Annotated in this window: 19 protein-coding genes; 11 read left to right on the top strand and 8 right to left on the bottom strand. The window is 66.7% G+C overall.

The features are described from left to right. The first annotated feature begins 22 nt into the window (after window positions 1-22). The 3 genes from ACFQY2_RS06665 to ACFQY2_RS06655 all read left to right on the top strand — a co-directional run bounded on the left by ACFQY2_RS06665 (window position 23) and on the right by ACFQY2_RS06655 (window position 3,700). Window positions 23-1,681 (top strand): sensor histidine kinase, encoded by a 1,659-nt coding sequence (locus tag ACFQY2_RS06665; RefSeq protein ID WP_378744881.1) that lies wholly within the window; start codon window positions 23-25, stop codon window positions 1,679-1,681. After that, window positions 1,678-2,844 carry a hypothetical protein gene (locus ACFQY2_RS06660; protein ID WP_378744880.1) on the top strand — a complete coding sequence of 389 codons (1,167 nt, stop codon included), beginning with the start codon at window positions 1,678-1,680 and terminating at the stop codon, window positions 2,842-2,844. The genes ACFQY2_RS06665 and ACFQY2_RS06660 overlap by 4 nt, the downstream gene beginning before the upstream one ends. Before the next feature lie 61 nt (window positions 2,845-2,905). After that, window positions 2,906-3,700, top strand: a complete 795-nt coding sequence (locus ACFQY2_RS06655; protein WP_378744879.1) for a response regulator transcription factor — start codon at window positions 2,906-2,908, stop codon at window positions 3,698-3,700. Between the two features lie 269 nt (window positions 3,701-3,969). On the opposite strand, the gene glmS is transcribed toward ACFQY2_RS06655, so the two are convergent. Continuing rightward, complete coding sequence (gene glmS / locus ACFQY2_RS06650; protein WP_378744878.1) at window positions 3,970-5,817, bottom strand: glutamine--fructose-6-phosphate transaminase (isomerizing); 1,848 nt, start codon at window positions 5,815-5,817, stop codon at window positions 3,970-3,972. A 69-nt stretch (window positions 5,818-5,886) separates the two neighbouring features. Further along, on the bottom strand, window positions 5,887-6,840 hold the full coding sequence (gene coaA / locus ACFQY2_RS06645; RefSeq protein ID WP_378744876.1) for a type I pantothenate kinase: 954 nt from the start codon (window positions 6,838-6,840) through the stop codon (window positions 5,887-5,889). A 43-nt stretch (window positions 6,841-6,883) separates the two neighbouring features. On the opposite strand from coaA, the gene ACFQY2_RS06640 reads away from it, so the two are divergent. Next, on the top strand, window positions 6,884-7,549 hold the full coding sequence (locus tag ACFQY2_RS06640; protein ID WP_378744875.1) for a low molecular weight phosphatase family protein: 666 nt from the start codon (window positions 6,884-6,886) through the stop codon (window positions 7,547-7,549). A gap of 12 nt (window positions 7,550-7,561) precedes the next feature. Here the strand turns inward: ACFQY2_RS06640 and ACFQY2_RS06635 are convergent, their stop codons facing one another. Further along, entirely contained in the window at window positions 7,562-8,470 is a 909-nt protein-coding gene (locus tag ACFQY2_RS06635) for a hypothetical protein (RefSeq protein ID WP_378744874.1), read from the bottom strand. A gap of 52 nt (window positions 8,471-8,522) precedes the next feature. Beyond that, window positions 8,523-8,786, bottom strand: coding sequence for a PqqD family protein (locus tag ACFQY2_RS06630; protein WP_378744873.1), 264 nt, complete (start codon window positions 8,784-8,786; stop codon window positions 8,523-8,525). Window positions 8,787-8,886: 100 nt separating this feature from the next. On the opposite strand from ACFQY2_RS06630, the gene ACFQY2_RS06625 reads away from it, so the two are divergent. Further along, on the top strand, window positions 8,887-9,777 hold the full coding sequence (locus ACFQY2_RS06625; RefSeq protein ID WP_378744872.1) for a helix-turn-helix domain-containing protein: 891 nt from the start codon (window positions 8,887-8,889) through the stop codon (window positions 9,775-9,777). Between the two features lie 18 nt (window positions 9,778-9,795). On the opposite strand, the gene ACFQY2_RS06620 is transcribed toward ACFQY2_RS06625, so the two are convergent. Together ACFQY2_RS06620 and ACFQY2_RS06615 are read right to left on the bottom strand one after the other, a co-directional pair. Further along, window positions 9,796-10,839 (bottom strand): hypothetical protein, encoded by a 1,044-nt coding sequence (locus ACFQY2_RS06620; RefSeq protein ID WP_378744871.1) that lies wholly within the window; start codon window positions 10,837-10,839, stop codon window positions 9,796-9,798. Continuing rightward, a complete protein-coding gene (locus tag ACFQY2_RS06615) occupies window positions 10,836-12,347 on the bottom strand; it encodes a polysaccharide biosynthesis tyrosine autokinase (protein WP_378744870.1) in 1,512 nt (503 codons plus the stop codon). Before ACFQY2_RS06615 ends, ACFQY2_RS06620 begins: the two co-directional genes overlap by 4 nt. A gap of 98 nt (window positions 12,348-12,445) precedes the next feature. On the opposite strand from ACFQY2_RS06615, the gene lepB reads away from it, so the two are divergent. The 6 genes from lepB (at window position 12,446) to ACFQY2_RS06585 (ending at window position 18,805) form a co-directional block, all read left to right on the top strand. Then, window positions 12,446-13,153, top strand: a complete 708-nt coding sequence (gene lepB / locus ACFQY2_RS06610; RefSeq protein WP_378744869.1) for a signal peptidase I — start codon at window positions 12,446-12,448, stop codon at window positions 13,151-13,153. Between the two features lie 183 nt (window positions 13,154-13,336). Further along, a complete protein-coding gene (locus tag ACFQY2_RS06605; RefSeq protein WP_378744868.1) occupies window positions 13,337-13,990 on the top strand; it encodes a hypothetical protein in 654 nt (217 codons plus the stop codon). A gap of 115 nt (window positions 13,991-14,105) precedes the next feature. Next, window positions 14,106-15,416, top strand: coding sequence for a UDP-glucose dehydrogenase family protein (locus ACFQY2_RS06600; protein ID WP_378744867.1), 1,311 nt, complete (start codon window positions 14,106-14,108; stop codon window positions 15,414-15,416). 4 nt (window positions 15,417-15,420) lie between these two features. After that, window positions 15,421-16,500: a hypothetical protein gene (locus ACFQY2_RS06595; RefSeq protein WP_378744866.1), complete on the top strand. Its 1,080-nt coding sequence runs from the start codon at window positions 15,421-15,423 to the stop codon at window positions 16,498-16,500. Further along, the gene (locus tag ACFQY2_RS06590; RefSeq protein WP_378744865.1) at window positions 16,500-17,573 is read left to right on the top strand and encodes a glycosyltransferase family 4 protein; all 1,074 of its coding nucleotides are present in this window, start codon (window positions 16,500-16,502) and stop codon (window positions 17,571-17,573) included. The genes ACFQY2_RS06595 and ACFQY2_RS06590 overlap by 1 nt, the downstream gene beginning before the upstream one ends. Beyond that, a complete protein-coding gene (locus ACFQY2_RS06585; protein ID WP_378744864.1) occupies window positions 17,570-18,805 on the top strand; it encodes an EpsG family protein in 1,236 nt (411 codons plus the stop codon). The genes ACFQY2_RS06590 and ACFQY2_RS06585 overlap by 4 nt, the downstream gene beginning before the upstream one ends. Here the strand turns inward: ACFQY2_RS06585 and ACFQY2_RS06580 are convergent. Together ACFQY2_RS06580 and ACFQY2_RS06575 are read right to left on the bottom strand one after the other, a co-directional pair. Further along, a complete protein-coding gene (locus tag ACFQY2_RS06580; RefSeq protein ID WP_378744862.1) occupies window positions 18,727-19,854 on the bottom strand; it encodes a glycosyltransferase in 1,128 nt (375 codons plus the stop codon). The genes ACFQY2_RS06585 and ACFQY2_RS06580 overlap by 79 nt on opposite strands. Further along, a complete protein-coding gene (locus tag ACFQY2_RS06575; RefSeq protein WP_378744861.1) occupies window positions 19,851-20,612 on the bottom strand; it encodes a glycosyltransferase in 762 nt (253 codons plus the stop codon). Before ACFQY2_RS06575 ends, ACFQY2_RS06580 begins: the two co-directional genes overlap by 4 nt. Between the last annotated feature and the right edge of the window lie 127 nt (window positions 20,613-20,739).

The raw sequence follows: 20,739 nt of genomic DNA, 5'->3' as shown, positions 1-20,739 counted from the left end.
GGCTGTTGGGTAGTATTCGCTCATGTTGCAGCGATCGCGGGCCGCGTCGTCGCCCGCGGTCCAGTACTTCGGCGACAGGCGCAGCCGCTCCATCTGGCACTGGCAGTTCATCATCGCGTTCTCGGTGGTCGCCGGTGGCGCCGGGGCCGCGCTTCTGACGCCCGCCCGGTTCACCGACGCCCGCTTCAGCGCGGGGATGCTGCTGGTCCTCGTGGTCACGATCGTCTCGCTGGCCGTCCCCTGGCACCTCGTCGGCTCCGGCGCCATCCTCGTCCTGCCGGTCCTCGATGCCGTCGCGGTGGCACTGATCGCCGCCGGGGGTGCCACATCCGCCGCATTCCTCTGGGTCTTCCCGGTGGCGTGGGCCGCGTCGTACTTCTCCGTCGCGGTGCTGGTAGGCATGCTCTCGCTCACGCTCCTCCTGGGGCTGATCGGCCTGTTCGTCGTGGGCGTCACGGCCGAATCCACCATCAACATGCTGATGCTGATGCTCACCCTGGTCTTCGTCGGGGTGTTCATGGCCGTCGGCTCTGAACGCAACCGCTCCGCCCGTCGGCTGCTGAACGCGCAGTCGGACCGACTCGCGCACGCGCTGCGACGCGTCAATGAGCAGAAGGCCCGCAACCTCCGGGTGCTGAACTCGCTCGACATCGGCGTCGCGCGGGTGGACTCGGGTGGACTGGTCGAGGTGTCCAACGACACGTTCCGCACGCTCTTCGCTCTGGACACGGCCTCGCGATTCCACCCGACACCCGTCGTGGAGTACCGCACACGTCGGGGCGAGGCCATTCCTGCTCGTGACACCTCCATCGCCCGCGCTGCTCGCGGCGAGCTGTTCACGGACCGGATCGTCTGGCTGTTCGGCATCGACGGAAGATGGCGTGCGGTGAGAACGTCGACGAAGCCGATCGGGCGAGGCGTGGTGACCGGTGACGGTCTCCTTCTCATCGTCGAGGAGATCACCGAGACCGCCGACGCGCGCGCGGGCGAGGATGCCACCCGCCGCACGATCTCACACGAGCTGCGCAACCCGCTCACTGCCATCCTCGGCCATGTCGATGTGCTGCTGGAGCGCGACGACCTGCACGATTCCGCCCGTGAGCATCTCGAGGTCGTCGAGCGAGCGGGAAGCCGCATGCAGGTGCTGATCGACCGGGCACTGGGCACCTCGTCCGCTCGCACCGACGACGCCGACGTCGAGTTCGACCTGGCGGACGTCGCGCGCGCCTCACTGGAGGCGTTCGCGCCCGCCGCGGACTCGTCGGGCGTCACGGTCGAGGCGGACCTCGGGGAACCGCTGAGGATGTGCGGCGACGAGTTCCGGATGCGTCAGCTGATCGACAACGTCATCGGCAACGCGATCAAGTACTCCCAACGCGGCGGGCGGGTACGGGTGCAGATTCCCCGGCACGGCGCCGATGAGGTCGCGCTGACGATCAGAGACAACGGCATCGGGGTCTCGGAGGAGGACCTGCCGCACATCTTCGACCGTGCGTTCCGCACCGAGCTGGCCCGCGAACGCGGCATCCCCGGCACCGGCCTGGGGCTCAGCATCTCCCGGGACATCGTCACCGCGGCCGGCGGGCGCATCGACATGCGCAGCGCCTTGGGGCGCGGCAGCGAGGTGACTGTCGTCCTCCCCGCCCATCATGATCCTTCAGGTGAACGGAACCTCCCATGATCACGTCGACGCTCGTGATGCCGGTCATTGCGGTCTCCACGCTGTCCACCATCATCTTCATCGGTCTGGCCTTCCTCTCCCGGCCCTCCCGAGCCACGGCGATCTGGGCAGCGGCCTTCGCCGTCGCGATGGTCGGATCGTACGTGTGGCTCGCCCAGGATCTCGTCTATCCGGCCGAGCTGCGTGCGGTGGGCTCGGGCCTGGCGGTGGCATCGATGCCGCTGCTGTGGTCGGGTCTGCGCGCGTACCGCGACCAGCGGCGCAGGTTCACCGCCCTCTCCGTCGCACTGGTGGTCCTCACTCCGGCAGCGCTGCTGCTGTCGACATCCCTCGGCGTGTACGGTGTGGCGTTCCGCGTGGCATTCTCGGTCATGGCGATCTTCGCCGTCCTCACCGTCGTCGAGCTCGTGCGACTGGGGCCGCAGCGCCGAGAGGAGACGATCCCGCTGATCGGCGTGTCGGTCGCCTTCGTGGTGTTCGCGGCGATCACGATCATCAACGGCTCCCTCGTCGCCGGCGGCGCGGTGGGCACCGACGACAGTCTGCAGTTCCTCCGTTCGATCAACCTGATCGGGATGACCGTGTATCTCGTCTGCACGCTGGTGACACTGCTGCTGCTCACCCTGCGCGGCGACGCCGCGAGCGTCTCGCCGCACGGCGATTTCGAGCGGATCGCGAGCAACCGCCTGAACCGCGCCCGCGCCGCGGGCGATCAATGGTGGTCACTCCTGGACATCCGCCTCGACGACGCGGACGACCTGCGTCTGGCGACCAGTGCGACCGCCTTCGACGTGCTCTGCGAGAGGTTCGCCCGCGACGTCGACAGCGTCCTTCCGGCGGATGCCGATATCGAGCGGATGAACCCCACCTGTTTCGTGGTGCTCCTGCCTCGACCCAACGGGAGCATTCGCGAGTTGCTGACCGAACTCCTGGAACGGGTCTCCACGCCCGATGATGCGCCGACGCCGGTGCGGCTCTCCGCGAGCGCGGGCTGGGCCGGGGTGTCCGTGGTCGGTTACGACTTCGAGGCGCTGGTCACGGCGGCCTCGCAGGCGGCACGGTCCGCGCAGGAGGACGGCGGCGACCGGTGGGTGCGCGTCAGCGCCGACGACGAGAAGCCGTCGCGCCACGACGCTGCTCCGCGCTCCCGCCTCCTGGGCTGACGTGGCGGTAGCATGACCGGAGCGCTCCCCAGCTCGCATCCGCTCCCCTGAAAGCACTTCCATGTCCGACGGCGAAGTCCCCAAGACCGCAGTGGTCGTCGAGGACGACCCCGACGTGCGTCATCTGCTCGCCGAGGTGCTGGAATCTGCGGGGTTCTCGACCATCGCGGTCGACAACGGCATCGACGGAGTGCGCGCCGTGCTCGCCCATCAGCCGCTCATCACGACCCTGGACGTGAACATGCCGGGCATCGACGGGTTCGAGGCCGCTCGACGCATCCGCGCGCAGAGCGACACGCTCATCATCATGCTGACCGCACTGGACGAGGAGGCGGACGTGGTCCTGGGACTCTCCGCCGGCGCCGATGTGTATCTGAACAAGCCGTTCCGTCCGCGGGAGCTGCGCGCCCGGATCGATGCGCTGCTGCGACGCAGCCGCCCCGCCGCCCCTGGTTCGGCTCCTGCGCCGCAGAACGAGCCGGCATCCCCGGGATCCGTCTCGACCAGGGCCGGCTCCGAGGCGGGCTGGACCACGCACCGCGACCTGCGCCTGAACGCCGACGCGCGGATCGTGCTGGTGCAGGAGCGCGAGGTCGATCTCACCCGCACGGAGTTCGATCTGCTGAGCGCACTGATGGAGTCGAAGCGGCGGGTGCGCAGCAAGACCGACCTCGCGGTGGCCCTGCGCGGGGGATCCCAGGAGACCATTCCCTTCGTCGGCGACGCAGACAAGCGGGCGGTCGAGGCGCACATGACGAATCTGCGACGCAAGCTCGGCGATCATGCCGTGCAGCCTCGGTACATCGAGACGGTGCGGGGAGTGGGCTACCGGCTCACCGCCGACATCTCGAACTGAGCCGCCGCCCTCTCGCGGCGGTCGTGTGCCCTCGCGCACGGTCAGGAGGCGGGCACGCCGGCGGGGAGAGCGCGCTCGGCCTCTGGCCCCCAGATATGTCCGCGGGCCCGCGATGGGCCCAGCCCCAGTTGACGACTCCCGCCAGAGGACCGAAGCGCACGTCCCAGGTTACGGGTTCGAGACCGTCGCCTCCCCGGGTGGGAGGGAGAACGAGGGCTATCTTGAGACGGTCTTGCGCTGACGTTGCGGTTCGCGCGGGCGGCCGAGGCTCACTCCACCGTGACGGACTTGGCGAGGTTGCGCGGCTGGTCGACGTCCAGCCCCTTGGCCGTCGCGAGCGCCATGGCGAAGATCTGCAGCGGCACCACCGAGAGGATCGGCTCGAACAGCGGTGAAGCGAGGGGGATGCGGATGACCTCGTCCGCGTAGGGCAGCACGGCGGCGTCGCCCTCTTCGGCGACGACGATCACTCGTGCACCGCGCGCGCGGATCTCCTGGATGTTCGAGACGACCTTGGAGTGGATCAGTGCGGAGTGACGCGGCGACGGGACCAGCACGAACACGGGCTGGCCGGGCTCGATCAGGGCGATCGGGCCGTGCTTGAGTTCACCGGCGGCGAAGCCCTCGGCGTGGATGTAGGAGATCTCCTTGAGCTTGAGCGCACCCTCCAGAGCGATCGGGTAGCCGACGTGCCGGCCGAGGAACAGCACCGACCGGGTGTCGGCCATCCAGCCCGCCAGCTGCTCGACGTGATCCTTCTCCTCGGCGAGCACCTGCGCGACCTTCTCAGGGAGGGCCTGCAACTCGGCGGCGGCATCGGCGGCGTCGGATGCCAGGGTGCCGCGCACGCGGCCCATGTGCAGGCCCAGCAGCAGCAGAGCCGTGATCTGCGCGGAGAACGCCTTGGTGGAGGCGACGGCGACCTCGGGTCCCGCGTGCGTGTAGACGACGGCATCCGATTCGCGGGGGATCGTCGCGCCCTGCGTGTTGCAGATCGACAGGGTGCGCGCTCCGCGCTCGTGCGCGTACTTCACGGCCATCAGCGTGTCCATGGTCTCGCCGGACTGGCTGATGGAGACGACCAGGGTGTCGTCGCCGATGACCGGGTCGCGATAGCGGAACTCGTGCGCGAGTTCGACATCCGTCGCGACGCGCGCCCACTGCTCGATCGCGTACTTGCCGACCAGGGCCGCGTACGACGCGGTGCCGCAGGCGGTGATGATGACGCGGTTGATGCCGACGAACAGCTCGTCGAGTCCGTCCAGCTCCGGGATGACGACCTGGCCGTCGTGGATGCGGCCGCGAATGGTGTTCGCGACGGCCTCGGGCTGCTCGGCGACCTCCTTGGCCATGAACGACGGCCAGCCGCCCTTCTCCGCCGCCGCGGCGTCCCAGGAGACGTCGAACGGCTGGGCCTCGACGGCGTTGCCCTCGAAGTCGGTGACCATGACCTCGGACGGGGTGATCGCGACCATCTGGTCCTGGCCGATGGCAAGGGCGCTGCGGGTGTGCTCGATGAACGCGGCGACGTCGGAGCCGAGGAAGTTCTCCCCGTCACCCAGACCGATCACCAGCGGCGAGTTGCGACGCGCGCCGACGACGAGACCCGGCTGGTCCTCGTGCATGGCGAGCAGCGTGAATGCGCCCTCGAGGCGGTTCACGACGCCGCGGAACGCCTCCTGCAGGTCGCCGGTGCGGCGGTACTCGCGACCGAGCAGCGCTGCGGCGACTTCGGTGTCGGTCTCGCTGAGGAAGGTGACGCCCTCGGCGATCAGCTCGTCACGCAGGGGCGCGAAATTCTCGATGATGCCGTTGTGGATGACGGCAAGCTTGCCGTCATCGGCCAGGTGGGGGTGCGCATTGACGTCGGTGGGGCCGCCATGGGTCGCCCACCGGGTGTGGCCGATGCCGGTCGTGCCCTCCGCCAGCGAGGCATCCGCGAGGGAATCGCGCAGCATGGCCAGCTTGCCGGCCTTCTTGCGCATCCCCAGGTGACCGTCGGAATCGATGACGGCGATGCCGGCCGAGTCATAGCCGCGATACTCCAGACGGGCGAGCCCGGCGAGAAGGATGTTCTGGCTGGGGCGCGGGCCCACGTATCCGACGATTCCACACATGAGTCCCAGAATAATCGGGACAATTTGCGAGGACGCCGAACGAACCCGCGGATGCCGTCGCCGGACCGGTCAGACCTTGCGCAGCTGCACGCTCTCGACGGCGTGATCGGCGCCCTTGCGCAGCACGAGCGTGGCGCGGTGCCTGGTGGGCATGACGTTCTCGACGAGGTTGGGCATGTTGATCTCGTTCCAATAGCCCAGCGCGGTCGTCACCGCCTCGTCGTCGGTGAGGTGGGCGAACACGTTGAAGTACGACGACGGGTTGCTGAAGGCCCCCTGGCGCAGGGCGAGGAAGCGGTCGATGTACCAGCGCTCGATGTGCTCGGGGGCGGCGTCGACGTAGATCGAGAAGTCGAACAGGTCGCTGACCGCCACGTCATTCGGTGCGGGCGGCGGCTGCAGCACGTTCAGCCCCTCGACGATGACCACGTCGGGACGCCGCACGACGACGTGCGCGTCGGGCACGATGTCGTAGCGCATGTGCGAGTAGAACGGCGCGCGCACTTCGGCCGCTCCGCTCTTGACCTCGGTGAGGAAGGAGATCAGAGCGCGGCGGTCGTACGACTCCGGGAATCCCTTGCGCTCCATCAGGCCGCGCCGCTCGAGCTCGGCGTTCGGGTACAGGAAACCATCGGTGGTGACCAGCTCCACGCGTGGCGTGCCCGGCCAGCGGCTCATCAGCTCGCGCAGCAGACGCGCGATGGTCGATTTGCCCACCGCCACGGACCCGGCGACGCCGACGATGAACGGTGTGGTGGAGTCGTCGTCCTCCTGGAGGAATTCGCTGGTCGCCGCACCCAGACGCCGGATCGACGACGCGTAGAGGCTCAGCAGACGGCTGATCGGCATGTAGACCTCGCGCACCTCGTCGAGGTTGAGCCGGTCGCCGATACCGCGGATGCCGACGATCTCGGTCTCGCTGAGCGGCTGGTCCAGACCTGCGGAAAGGCGCGCCCAGTCGGCGCGGTCGATCTCTCGATACGGAGACAGCGGCAGGTCGGTGGCGGCGGTCACGGGGTACATCGTATCGGGCAGCCGGAGCGACTCGACGGCTTAGGCTGTGAGCATGCATCGATCGGCCTCGGAATCCGAATTCTCGCTCGCCGGTCTGTTCGGGGATGCACGTGATGAAGCGGTGCCCGACCCGCAGCCGAACATCATCACCGTGTGCACCGGCAACATCTGCCGCTCGCCCCTGGCCGAGGCGGTGCTGGCGACTCGGCTGGCCGACCTCGACGTGCGGGTGCACAGCGCCGGCACGCAGGCGCTCGTGGGACACGGCATGCCCGCACCGGCCCGTGAGCTGGCCGAGCGCAACGGCATCTCCGTCGCCCGGGCGGCGTCCCACCGGGCCCGGCTTCTCACCAAGGACCTGATGGAGGGAGCCGATCTCGTGCTGACGATGACAGCGCAGCACAGCTCGACTGCGGTGCAGCTGGCGCCGCGCCGGCTGCACCGCACGTTCACGGTCCGGCAGTTCGCGCGCCTCGCCGCCACGCTCGACGATGATGCACTGCGTGAGATCGCCGGCGACGAGGCGGATCCTCGCTCACGTCTCAATGCCCTGGTGCAGGCGGTCGCGGGTCAGCGAGGCATCGTGCCTCGTGCCACGGCCGATGAGGACGTCATCGACCCGTACCGGCAGTCCGCGAAGGTGTACGAGCTTTCCGCGTCGCAGATGCTGCCGCCGCTCGGGCAGGTCGAGAGGATCACCCGCTTCGCGTTCAGCTGACCCGACGCCCGCTCAGGATCGCTCCTGGGAGCTGAGGTAGCGCCCCAGTGCGACGGCGCCGCGCTTCCAGCGCAGCGCTCGATGCGCCCAGGCCTCACGCGCGGTCGGCAGCCGTCGCGAGTCGTTGCGGGGGATGTCGGCGCGAGAGATCCACAGCGCGCGTGCGAGGATGCCCGGCTTGCGAGGCCAGGGGGCGGCCGCCAGCTGCGTGAGCCACGAGACGGCCGCGCCGTCTTCGATGGTCGCGCGGTTGGTGCTCCACAGCCTCTGCTGACGAGGATCCGCATCGACCTCGATGGTCTGATCGATCCGTTCGAAGAGGTCGCGCAGCACCCATTGCGCGCGACCGATGCGAGCCACATCGGTGAACTCGGCGCGTTCCTCGGCGGTGAATCCGTCCGTGAGGAGGTCGGCCACCTGCTCCAGCTCGCCGGCATGTCTGGCGGATTTCGAATACCGCACCGCGTGCAGCGCCGCGATCACGGCGCTGGCACCGCGCGACGGCACGGCGATGTCGACGTGAGCGACCCGCATCCGCGACCGCGTCTGCCACAGGCGCTCGAAGACGGTCTGATCGTCCGCGAAGAATCCCGGGAACCTCACGTGCGCGTCGATGTCATTGGGCCAGTCGTCGCGGATGAAGGTGACCGAGTGCGGGCCGAGCAGCGAAGGGACCTCGCGCTCCACCCGCAGGTGCCAGCGGTGTTGACCGAGCGCTGTGCAGAATTCGTCGAACCGGGCCGGATCGACGATGACATCGGCGTCCGCTGCCACGCGCGGGCGCCTTAGCTGATACCGGTCGGCGACGACGCCCTTGATGGAGAGCGTCCGGATCCCGCGGTCCTGACCGATTCGGGCGAGCAGCGCATGCGCGAGCTCGTTCGCCTCGGTGAGCGTGAAACTCGCCTGTTCGCGCTGCACAGCACCCTCCCGGTCGTGACCATTCTGACAAACTGCCCGCTGCGAGCCTGGATCAGCCGCTGAGCAGGCGGCGTGCGACCAGGTCGGCCAGCAGCGTCTCGACATCGGTCTGGATCCTGGCCGCTTCGATGTCGAACTGCTCGGACAGCCGTCGCGTCAGCTCGTCGACGCGGATCCGGCCTGTGGCGGCGATCTCCTGCCAGATCAGCGCGGCGCTGTCCTCGAGCACGTACGGAGTGGCACCAGGACTGCTGAGATCCATCGCGACGACGCGGAGCTCATTCGACGTCCACGCGACGTCGTCCGCGATGTTCACCGATGGACTCCCCCCGCCTGGCACGATTGGTAGCCTACCGAGTATTCGCCGCAGGTCCGCGACGAAGCACCATCGCATCACTACCGGTCTCATCGCAGCCATGTCACGTTCGAGCGTCGCGTCACTTCTCTCCGCACATCTGGGCATACCCACCCACGTGTCCGGGCTGGTCGCCACGCGTACGTTCCGCTCTATCACGGTCACGTACCACCGCGTGCGCGACGGCTCCTGGCTGTGGGCACCATCCTCCGGCAGGCGGATGAGGTCGGTTCTGAGCAGCACCGCCGTCCTGTTCCCCCTGGACGGAGGACCGGTGCCCAGCGCGTCCGACGCGCCCTCGGAGCCCACCTCCGTGGGACTCTTCCTTCCCCCGACCGCAGAGGTGACGCTCCCCTGGCACCCGGGGGCGGAGGTGCTGGCGGTCTGGGTCCCTGAGCTGCTGCTGCGCGAGTTCATGGAAGGCGGGGTGCCCGACACGACGGTGCTGCATGACTCCCCGCTCACCGTCGGATTCCGCGCGTTCGCGAGAGCAGTGGTCCGCCATCGTGACGAGGGCTCCTCCATGTCGCGATACGCGATCGAGCGGCTGCTGGTCGAGATGACGTTCGGCGCGCTGGTGGAACAGCATTCGGTGGAGACGGGTCAGCGCCCGAGCTCGCTCATGGAGCGGGCGCGCTCGGTGATGATGATGCACCGCGAGGATCCGCACTTCTCCACGCCGCAGTTGGCGGACGAGCTGCACATCTCCCCCCGACAGCTGCAGCGCGCGTTCGCGCGCGCCGGCATCACCCCCGCCGAGCTGCTTCGACGCATGCGGGTCGAGCTGGCGGAGTCGATGCTGCGCAACCCGTTGTACTCGGGCCTCACCGTGGACGAAGTGTCGCGGTATGCGGGCTTCACGTCGGCTCTGCAGCTGCGCCGTGCCCTGCAGGCCGAGGGCTCGCCTTCGCCCACGGAACTGCGCCGCTCGGCCGCGACCGCTGCCGAGTGAATCGCCGACGCGCGGCTGTCAGCGCTGTCGGAGCACTCCGGCGCCCATCAGCTCCTGGAGGGCACCCTGCACGAGCGTGCGGGCATCCCCCTCGGGCGGAGCGCCGAACTCCGCGGTGACCGACTGAACGATGCCATCCAGGTCGTGTCCCTGCGCGGCGGCCAGCCAGATGACCGGTGCGATTCCATCGAGGACGTGCACGACCGCCTCCGCCATGACGATCAGGAATCCGTCGGTCATGATCGCGTCAGCCACCCCGCTGGTGTCAAAGGGTCCGGTGTCCGTGGCGGGCGGCACAGGCGCCCAGTCCGATGGGCCGAAAGGCGCGTCGAGCAGTTCGGGAAGCATCACGGGCACCGTCGAGGCGTCGGGATACCGCAGCCGGCGCACCCCGCCGATCGTCGTGCACAGCGCAGCGATGGCATGCAGGGGTCGGGCGTGGTCGCGCAGGTAGCTCATCTGCGGTACGAGTTCAGGAAGCGCCTCGGCCAGCGGGACCGGAAGGACCTCAGGCTCCGTGCGTCGAGGGTCGCGGTCGATCAGGACGAGTGCCGACAGGTGCAGGGAGGCATCCGGGAGGGCTTTGAGTCCTGCCTCGGCGGGAGAGACCTGCTTCTTGGGCGCGCGCTCGCGCACCACGGAGAGCGGTTTGCGGTAGGGCTGCACCCGGCGGTCGGCATCCACGGCGATCGTCTCGTCGGAGACGTATCCGTAGCGCTCGCCGAGAGCGCGGCTGAGGGTCGTCTTGCCGCGTCCCGAGGGCCCGACGAAGGCCGCGACGCGTCCGGCCTCGTCCGCCACTCCGGCAGCGTGGAACATCAGCGAGCTTCCCCGCCTCGCGTGCAGGGCCGCGAGAGTGACATCGACGGTGAGCCGCTCCATGGCGCGGTCGAAGTCATCGCCCGAGCGGAACGGCACTGTCAGATCGATGGGGCCGTGCCCGCTCGCGAGCGCCCCCGACCACGCGGATGCGACGTCATCCCGCTGCGCACCGTCGAGGTCGTCGCCCGCCTCGATCCCGACGCGCAGACCGAGGACGTCGACGACGAGAGGTCCGATCACGACGCCCGGTGAGTGCTGCGTCGGCGCGGCGCGTCGGAAGGCGCTCCGTCGTTCTCGAAGGCGGATCTCAAGGCATCCGGTCCGACGCTGAAGTCGCCGGAATCGGCCTCCTCTTCCTGCCGGTAGTAGTCGCCGTGGTACTGATACCCGTAGTACGCGGCCCCGCTGCCGCGGCGCGGAACGCGGTTGAGCACGATGCCCAGTGGCCTGGCACCGGCGCGCTCGAGGTTGCCGAGAGCTTTGCCGAGCACTTCGAAGGTCGTCTTTCCGACCGTGGCGACCACGATCGCGCCGTCGGTGCTGTGTGCGAGCACGGCGGCGTCCGTCACCGGCACGAGCGGCGGTGCGTCGACGATGACGATGGCCTCACGGGCGATCGCCTCGAGCAGCTCCTTCATCCGGGCGGAGCCGAGGACCTCGCTCGGGTTGGGCGGGATCTTGCCCGCGCCGATCACCAGCAGACGGCCGCTCGTGCCGACCCGGTGGGCGACGTCGGCGAGCTCGGCGCGGCCCGCCAGAACGTCGGACAGCCCCGCACCCTTCGGCAGTCCGAAGATCGTGTCGACCATGGGGCGGCGCAGGTCGCCGTCGACGAGCACGACCTTCTGTCCGCTGGAGGCGAGGGTGATCGCGAGGTTGGAGGCGGTGGTGGATTTGCCGTCGCCGGGCAGAGGGCTGGTGATCACCATGACCCGCGGAGGATTGTCGACGTCCATGAACTGGATGTTGGTGCGCAGCTCGCGCATCGCCTCGGCGATCGCGAAGAGATGGGCTTTGGAGCTGGTGGCGGAGTTGCCGCCGTCGAAGGGGATGAGACGGTCGTCGGAGGTGAACGTCTTCTCCTCGGGCACGGTGCCCACGACGGCGACGCCGGTCTCGCGCTCGACGCTGTCGACGGAACGGATGCGGCGATCGAGGGTGTAGCGGAGGAGGCCATACCCGACGGCGAGCGCAAGACCGGCCAGCGCGCCGATCGCGAGGGCCAGGCGGGTGTTCGGAGACGACGGACTGCTGGGCAGCCGGGCGGAGTCGAGCGGGCTGAGGAACACGGTTCCCTGCGTGGCCGGGTCAGCCGTCTCGAGGATGTTGACCTCGGCGGCCATCGCGCGCACCCAGGTCTCGGCGATGTCACGCGCCTGCTCGGGGGTCGATGCGTCCGCGGTGACGCGCAGGGAGGTCGTGTCGATCGGGTTCGCGACGGAGACTTGACCCACCAGGCGCTCCGGCGACTGTTTCAGACCGAGCTCTTCGATCACGCGGCCAGCCACGGCACGCGAGGAACCGAGTTCGACGTAGGTCTTCACCCGCTGGTTGGCGATGTTGTTGCCCAGCGAGATCATGCCGAGGTCGTCGGTGCCGGCTGCCCGGACGATCGCGGTGGCATCCGCGGTGTACACCTTGGGCTGCACCAGGGTCCACCCGAAGGCGACGACGACGGCACCCACGACGATGAGCGCCATGCCGAGCCAGTGGGCGCGGAAGATGCGCAGATAGTCCCTCAACTCCATGTGCGGGTGCACCCCTCAGTCTCGCGTCGGCGACAATGCCTCTGAATCTATCAGCCACGCGGCGGGACGCCCGGCTCTGGTTGGGGCATGCTTGAGCCGTGACCCCTGACGACGGCGCCCCGCCCCGCCCGCTCTGGCGACGGATCACCGGCAGCACCTGGTTCCACCTGATCGCCGCCTTCATCGTGGTCGGAGCGGTGCTCTCGTTCGTCGCAAAACCGTACTACGTGCCCTCCGGCTCGATGGAGCAGACCCTGATGCCGGGCGACCGTGTGCTGGTCAACCGTCTGGCTTACATCGGCTCCGAACCGAGTACCGGCGACGTCGTGGTCTTCGACGCCGATGAGACATGGGGGTCGGACGGCACCGCTGATGAAGACCTGCTGAAGTCAGCCCTGCGCCGACTCGGGGAAGTGACGGGGTTCGGGCCTTCCGGGCCGCACACGCTGATCAAGCGCGTCATCGCCGGCCCGGGTCAGACCGTCTCGTGCTGCGACGAGCAGGGTCGGCTGCTCGTGGACGGCGAGCCTCTCGACGAGCCCTATGTCTTCGAAGACCTGCCGTTCACCCGCGGCACGATCGACTGCGCGACGGAGCCTGCCTCGCTGCGGTGTCTGCCGGAGATCAGCGTGCCGACGGGGTCCTATCTGGTGCTGGGCGATCACCGTGCGGCGTCCGCCGACGGTGCGGTCGCGTGCCGTGCGCTGGACGCGGATTCCGCCTGCTGGCGATGGGTGAAACGCGACCAGATCGTCGGCAGAGCAACCGTCATCCTGTGGCCCGTCGACCGGTGGGGTGGTCTCTGAGCGACGAGGGCGGATCATCTGGATAGATCACTTCGCGTCACTCTTCGATCATCTGGCGACCGGCCGCGCGGTGTCTCGTGACTTCTCCGCCACTCTCGGAGATGTCAACCGACACCGGCCGCTCCCTCAAGCGGCGCCCCTCTTCTTCGCGGGCACACTGCCCTCGATTTCCCCAGGAGAAACATGACCATCGAAAAGACCGAACTCTCGCGCCGCTCGCTCGTCAAGGGCGCCGCCTGGTCGCTGCCCGTCATCGCCGTCGCCGCCGCGACCCCGATGGCTGCCGCGTCCGTCAACAACGCAACCGTGAACTTCGACGGCACTACCACGAACCTGGCCACGATTGGTCTGCTCGATGGAAGCGGTACGCTGACCGCCTCGGTGCTGCCGACCTTCCCGAACAATGTCGTCATCGACAACGGCCCGGGCACCCTTGACGGTCCGCTCACCGGCGTGGTGACGATCACGTGGGCGTCTGGTTTGCCTGTCACCCTGCTCAGCAGCGGCGTCTCGCGCGGTTTCGGCGTCCTCGACATCCCGGGCACCACGCTGGGCACCCGTACGATCACCGAGAACACGATCCTGGACCTCGCACCGATCGCCACGCTGGGCGTGTACGAGACCTCGCAGCCGTTCACTATCAACGACGCGAGCATCGCCGGCGACGCGCAGAAGGTGCTCGGCCAGATCGTCTACGGTGCAACTTCGCGCACCGGCGTGAGCGTCGATGTCCTCATGACCTTCACGGTCACGGTCTCGATCTACTCGGACGGCACGCTCGTCGATTCCCCCGCGGTCGCGACGATCACGATCCCGGCCGGCGCCGGCATCCTCTGAGCTCAGCTCTCGTCGAATGGCGCGTCTCCTCGGGAGGCGCGCCATTCGCGTTTCCCGCGGCAGCTCCGCGCTCGCGGATAGGGAATGATGGACACAGGTCTCGGGAAGGTACTACATGCGTCTTTCGGTCATCGGCTGCGGCTATCTCGGTGCAGTCCATGCCGCGGCGATGGCATCCATCGGTCACGATGTCGTTGGCATCGATGTCGATCCGCGCAAGATCGACTCACTCTCCAAGGGCGAGCCCCCTTTCTTCGAGCCCGGCTTGCAGGAGATTCTCGCCGACGGAATCGCGTCCGGACGCCTGTCCTTCACCACTGATGTCGCTGCAGCGGAGGGCGCCCGCGTGCACTTCGTCGGCGTCGGGACTCCCCAGCAGGCCGGCGGGTATGCCGCTGACCTCGCGTACGTGAACGCGGCGATCGATTCACTGTTACCACACCTCACCGAAGGCGATATCGTCGCCGGCAAATCGACGGTGCCGGTCGGCACCGCGGCGGAACTCGCACCACGGGTCGTCGAGACCGGCGGGACACTCGTATGGAACCCTGAGTTCCTGCGCGAAGGCTGGGCGGTGCAGGACACCATCGACCCGGACCGTCTGGTGGCAGGCGTGCCGGCCGGCACGGCAGGCGAGCGGGCGGCCGACATCCTTCGCGAGGTCTACGCCCCCGCTGTCGCGAAGGGCACCCCGTTCATCGTGACGGACTATGCGACGGCCGAACTCGTGAAGGTGTCCGCAAACGCGTTCCTCGCCACGAAGATCTCGTTCATCAATGCGATGGCCGAGATCGCCGAGGTCACGGGCGCGGATGTCACGCAGCTCGCCGACGCGATCGGTCACGACGCCCGCATCGGACGCAAGTTCCTCGGCGCCGGCATCGGATTCGGTGGAGGATGCCTGCCGAAGGACATCCGCGCCTTCGCGGCCCGGGCCGAAGAGCTCGGCGTCGGCGAATCGGTGACATTCTTGCGCGAAGTGGATGCGATCAACCTGCGACGCCGCGACCGCGCCGTGCAGCTGGTGATCGATGGACTCGGGGGCAGCGTCTTCGGCAAGAAGGTAGCGGTGCTGGGTGCAGCGTTCAAACCGCACAGTGACGACGTGCGTGATTCCCCTGCTCTCGATGTGGCCGTGCGTCTCAACGGACTTGGGGCGAAGGTTGTGGTGACCGACCCCCAGGCGATCGCGAACGCCCGGCGCGTGCATCCGCAGTTGACATACGAACCGGACCGAGACGAAGCCATCCGCGACGCGGATGCCGTCGTGATGGTCACCGAATGGGACGAGTACCGTCGCCAGCTGTCACCTGAGCACGCGTCCACTCTCACCGGCGGCCGTGTGGTCGTCGACGGACGCAACGGACTGGATGCCGCGGCCTGGCGTGCTGCAGGATGGGCGTACTACGGGATGGGGCGACCGTAGCGACATGAGTTCCGTCGTGTTTCTGAGCCATACAGCGCGCTCTGGTGATTTCCGTGTGGGAAGCCATCACCTTTCGAGGGAGCTTGCGGCTCAGGGGCATACGGTCGCACACATCAGCACTCCGTTCAGCCTGACGCATGCCGCACTCAAGCCGCAACAACGAACGCGACGCACCGCCGCGTTCGCCGGCCCCGTACTCACGGCAGGTGTGACTGACTTCATTCCGACCCCGCTGTTCCCGGCGAACTTCCGCTGGACGAAGACACAGACCACGCGCGCACTGAAAAGAGTTGGGATCCCGCGGCCCGACTTCGTTTTCATCGACCAACCACTGTTCCCGAGCACACATTTCCCCTCCTCGACTGTCGTGTTCCGCCCAACCGACATCTTCCGTTCGAGCGCCCTCACCCGTGCCGCCCGCGGCGCTGCGCTCTATGCCGACGCTGTCGCAGCGACGTCACCGAAGGTCCTCGCATCCGTGCTCGGAGATTCATCACGGCCCAACATCGTCCTCGAGAACGGCGTTGAATACGCCCGGTTCGCGAATGCCCAGGCGAACGACAAACAGTATGACTTCGTCTATGTCGGCGCTCTCGATTTCCGTTTCGACTTCGAAGCCCTGTCGTTCGCAGCGCGCGCCCTGCCGGGTTCTGAGTTCGCGATTTTTGGCCCTATGCCGGGGAGACTTCCCCCATTTCCGCCGAACGTACAGTTCAAAGGACCAATCGGTTACGAATGCGTACCAACAGCCATAGCACGCGGGAGGATAGGGCTGATGCCCTTCGTCGACAACGAGTCCAACGCAGCCCGTAGCCCGATGAAGTTGTACGAGTACATTGCGACAGGCGTTCCCGTGATAGCACCACAGTCAATCGTTGAGCGGTCTCCTGGCATCCGAGCGCTCATCCCATTCACGGCCGGCGACTCATCCTCATTCGCGCAGGCACTCGCCGAAACGCTGTTGAACAACGCACCAATTGGGGATGTGGACAGAGAAGTCGCGCGAAGCAAGGATTGGTCGGTTGTGGCGGCGGAACTGCTCGGCTTCGCGAAGCACGTGAGCGGCGGGAAGGGAGAGGCCTAGTGCAGATCGTCTTGATTGCTGAGAGCAAGGAGGCTAACTCCCTCGGTAGGGCCTATTGCCTCTGGCTCTTGGCACGCGAACTCGGCTGGGGCGTGCTTGTGGTCACGACACACGGAAACGCGATCTGGCCCCCTCTAGCTGGCACGGAGTTTGAGCGATCTGTCCGACAAGTGCCCGCGTCAGAGGTCGCTGATGCCATCCCGAGCGACACCGACCTGCTCATTGCGGTCAAGCCGCTTCCGCGTTCCCTGGGCCAGGCGGCACATATCGCAGAACAGCTGTACCTTCCCCTCCTCGTTGACGTCGATGATCCGGACCTTGAGGTGCGTCGACGCACCGGGTCGCCGGCGTTGGGTGCGCTGCGGTGGTTTCGACGCCCCGGCCGCTCTATCGAGGACCTTCGTCTGCAGAATCTCGCACGAACGCATCCGAGCCTGGTGAGCAACCCGTGGCTCCAAGCCCGCTATGGGGGAACGCTCATCCCTCACACACGATTGCCTATGGAGTCCGGTGAGACTCGAGACACGTCGGATATGCAGATCGCCTTCGTCGGAACGCGTCATCCGCACAAGGGCGTCGACGTACTCCGTTCAGCCATTCGTTCTCTCCAGAATGATCGCAGTCGAACCACACTCGTCATCACGGATGATCCGCCTGACGACGCGCAGGTGTGGGAGACCTGGGTAGGTCGCACGTCCTTGACTGCAGGGATCGACCTCGCCAGGAGCGCCGACGTCGTCGCGATCCCCAGCCTGAGCGATAGGCGGGCGGTCGGCCAACTTCCAGTGAAGCTCGTGGACGCGTTGATGCTCGGCCGCCCCCTGGTCGTATCCGACGTCGAGCCGCTCCCCTGGGCGATCGGCGATGCGGGCCTTGTCGTCGCACCCGGAGACCCAAACGCCCTTGCAAGCGCTCTGCGCGCGCTTCGTGACCCATCCGTCCGACGTCGCCTCCAAGTTCTCGCGCTGCAACGCGCCGAGGAGGAATTCTCCGTAGCGGTCCTCGCACCTCGTTTTGCAGAGGCGTGCCGAGCAGCTGTGGGCTTCGGCCGTCGTGCGAACGGTGAGCGATGACCTACATCATCGTCGCAATGGTGCTCTCAACCGTCGCGATGGGGCTCGCGAGCCGATCTGCTCTGATTGGTCGGGTGTCGTGGGCTGCGGTCGCCGTGGCGCTCGTATCGGTCGTCGCCGGCGCACGCGACCTCGACGTGACTCCGGACATGCTGCTGTACGGCAATGGGATGTTCGAACGGGTGGCCAGTACCAGCAGCTTCGATGCGGCGATCTCCATCGCCGGCGCAGAGGTTCAGAATCCGGAGGTCGGGTACGTCTGGCTCAACTACGTCGTATCCCGCTTGACAGCGGACCCACACGCGTTCTACTTCGTCTTGGCCGCTGTCAGCGCCTGCGTAGTCGCGTCCGCGATCATACTGACGCGCGCGTATGGGCCCACATGGCTGATGTGGTTGACGTACCTCTGTACGGCGTACCTGGACAGTTTCAACCTCTTACGTCAGGCCCCGGCCCTCGCCTTGGCGCTGCTCGGCATCGCTCTGGTCCTGCGCAGGCGTTACTGGTGGGCGGCGCTTGCCGGGCTGCTCGGACTCTTATTCCATGCGACGGCGGTGATCTTCATTCCCATGTGGGCGGCTGCCGTCGTCATCCGACGATCCAAGCGGCCTCAGCGGCTCGTTTTCTGGGTGATCGCCATCGCTCTCGCGGTGGCCGCAGGCTCTTCCGCATTGCTTGACGCGTTCGGCGGAGCATTGAGCGAAACAAAGTATGGCTTTTATCTGGAGGAGACGACTCATGGAGGAATCGCACTCGGGTTTGAGACGCTGTACCGTCTGGTCCCCTTGTTCCTTGCCGTCGTGATCATCCGGCGAAATCTACGACAGCATCACCGTACAAGAGACACTCATGCCCCAACCGCGCCAGCCATGCGCCGCGCGGTTCGATCAACGCCCGGCGGCCCGCTGGCATCTCTCGACACAAGGACTGACGAACGGATCGCGCTGACATCATCCACGTCTGTGCTCTTCGCGCTGACAACCCTGCTGGCAGTTGAGCTGTTCATCCTGCCGGTCCGTGAGTTGGCGTTCGGGTTGTATCGAGTACCGATGTATTTCGGTTTCATCCGAATCATCGGATACGGTGCCATAATCGGGGCGGTTGCGAACAGGAAACTCGCCGCGCGGATTGCGGCGGTCGCATTCGTCCTCGGCTATTTCGTTTTCATGGTCTTAGGTCGTACAGGAATCGAGTATCGCTCGGCGATGCTTGACACCTGGTTCCTGGGATGAGAATTCTCCACCTCGACAGCGCTGCGAAGCTTCTCCGCCGCGCTGGCCCAGGTCGTCATGCCAATCTCCCGAGGATCGGCATGCGCCCGTCGTGCGAGCGCATCGATCACGGCAGCGGCGAGTGATTCAGCGTCCGGCGCCGCGCTCGAAACTGCGTCACCGAATATCTCGGTCATTCCACTGTCATCGGTGACCACAGCCGGGATGCCTAAGAAAAGCGCCTCTGCGATCGGTAGACCGAATCCCTCGTCCGATGAGGGCATCAGAACAGCATCGGCTGTGGAGATGGTTCGTTGGTAGTCATCGTCAGAGACGAATCCAGGGAACACGACGTTCTCATCCACGCCCAACCTCGCCGCGAGCCCACGAAGTTCGTCTGCGTAAGCGCCACGAGCGCCGAGCACCACGAGACTCATCGATCCGTGAAGATCCTTCCTCAACGAAGCGAGCGCAGCGATGGCAAGCTCTGGACGCTTGTTGTTGTGATGCCCGAACGTCACCAAATGGCCGTCACGAGCCGAAGGCTCGGCCGATGGCCAGGCACGCGCGTGATCCCAGCCATTCTCGACCAACACGTTCCGCGACCCAGGAACATACCGCGAGGTCTCTTCTACCGCCTTGTCAGAGATGCAGGCATTGAAGGTCGCGCGGCGTGAAGAGATCTCCCAAAGACGACGATAGATCCGTTGGACAAGGGGGAACTCGTGGGGGTTTCGCTTGTGCCGCCAATCGTGCTGGAAGCACACGGTAGTTCCCCGGTAGAACGGAGAGACGATCGGACTCAATGAGATGAGTGCATCCGCCTGCGACTTGCGAGCAGCGTGGCTGGAGCCGAACAGTTGGCCGAGCGATCTGAAGACTGCGCTCTCATTCCGCCAGATGCGTACATCAGCGTGAGCGGCAAACTCCGCCGCTGCCCACTCGGGACCGACTATCGTCACTTCGTCGTCCGGCCAGAGCTGCATCCATGCCCTGATCATCTCTGTGCTGTGGAGCCGCATCCCCCCGGAACGCTCAGTCGAGCCCAGAATGTCGAACACGACCCTCATCCGCTGAGCCTTCCAGTTGAGCGTCGTCCCGGTATGCCGAGAAGGCGTGGGTACCGGCTGTAGAACTTGACGAGGGAGGGAATCTCGCGGCGCCAAGCGGACGCGGACGCGGTCTTCGTCTCGCGTGCCCAGCCGTGTACCCAGCGGATCGCTCCGAGCACGACGGAATGTCCACCTTGCTCCTTGTTGCGCAGCCCGAGGTCCGAATCCTCGTAGTAGACGAAAAACCTGGTGTCCCAAGGCCCGAGGGTCGCGAGATGCGGCTTCGCACCAGCCACAACGGCGCCCATCAACCAATCGCAAGAGAGGGTCTCGTCCTGCGCAGCTGCGAGAATGTAACGTCCCTCCAAGAGTCGCGGCCAGAGCCTGTTGATCACCTTGTACGCGAGGTAGGGCATGCCACGTCCGTTTGGCTGAAGTTCGCCATCGGGATGGGTCAATTGGGGTGACACCAAGTGGGTGGGGTGGTCCCTCAGGTGAGATTCGAGCTGAACAAGGTCCTGAGTCTTCGCGGCTACATCGGGGTTGACGAACGCGACGAACTCTCCGGCGGCTTCTTCGAACCCCACATTGTTCGCCCCGCCGAATCCGAGGTTGGTGTCGAGCCGGACAACGCGAGCTCCGAGCTCTTCCGCCAGATCGGCCGAACCGTCATCCGAGGCGTTGTCGACGACGATCCATTCGACGTCAGACTCAGGCACGAAACTCGACCAGAACCTGGCCAGGTCCGCCGCACTGTTGTAAGTGACCGTGATCAACGACCATCTCATCCGTGAGTCCCTCGAACCATCGCCATACTCAACCTCCATCGATTACACGCTACCGGGGATCAGGGCACCTAGAGATCGCGGAGGCGGCTACGCGAGGGTTGAGGCAGGAGGCGCA

Source organism: Microbacterium sp. GCM10027623, from assembly GCF_042666935.1.
In the GTDB taxonomy this organism is placed as follows: domain Bacteria; phylum Actinomycetota; class Actinomycetes; order Actinomycetales; family Microbacteriaceae; genus Microbacterium.
This window is presented reverse-complemented; position numbering and strand designations above follow the sequence as displayed.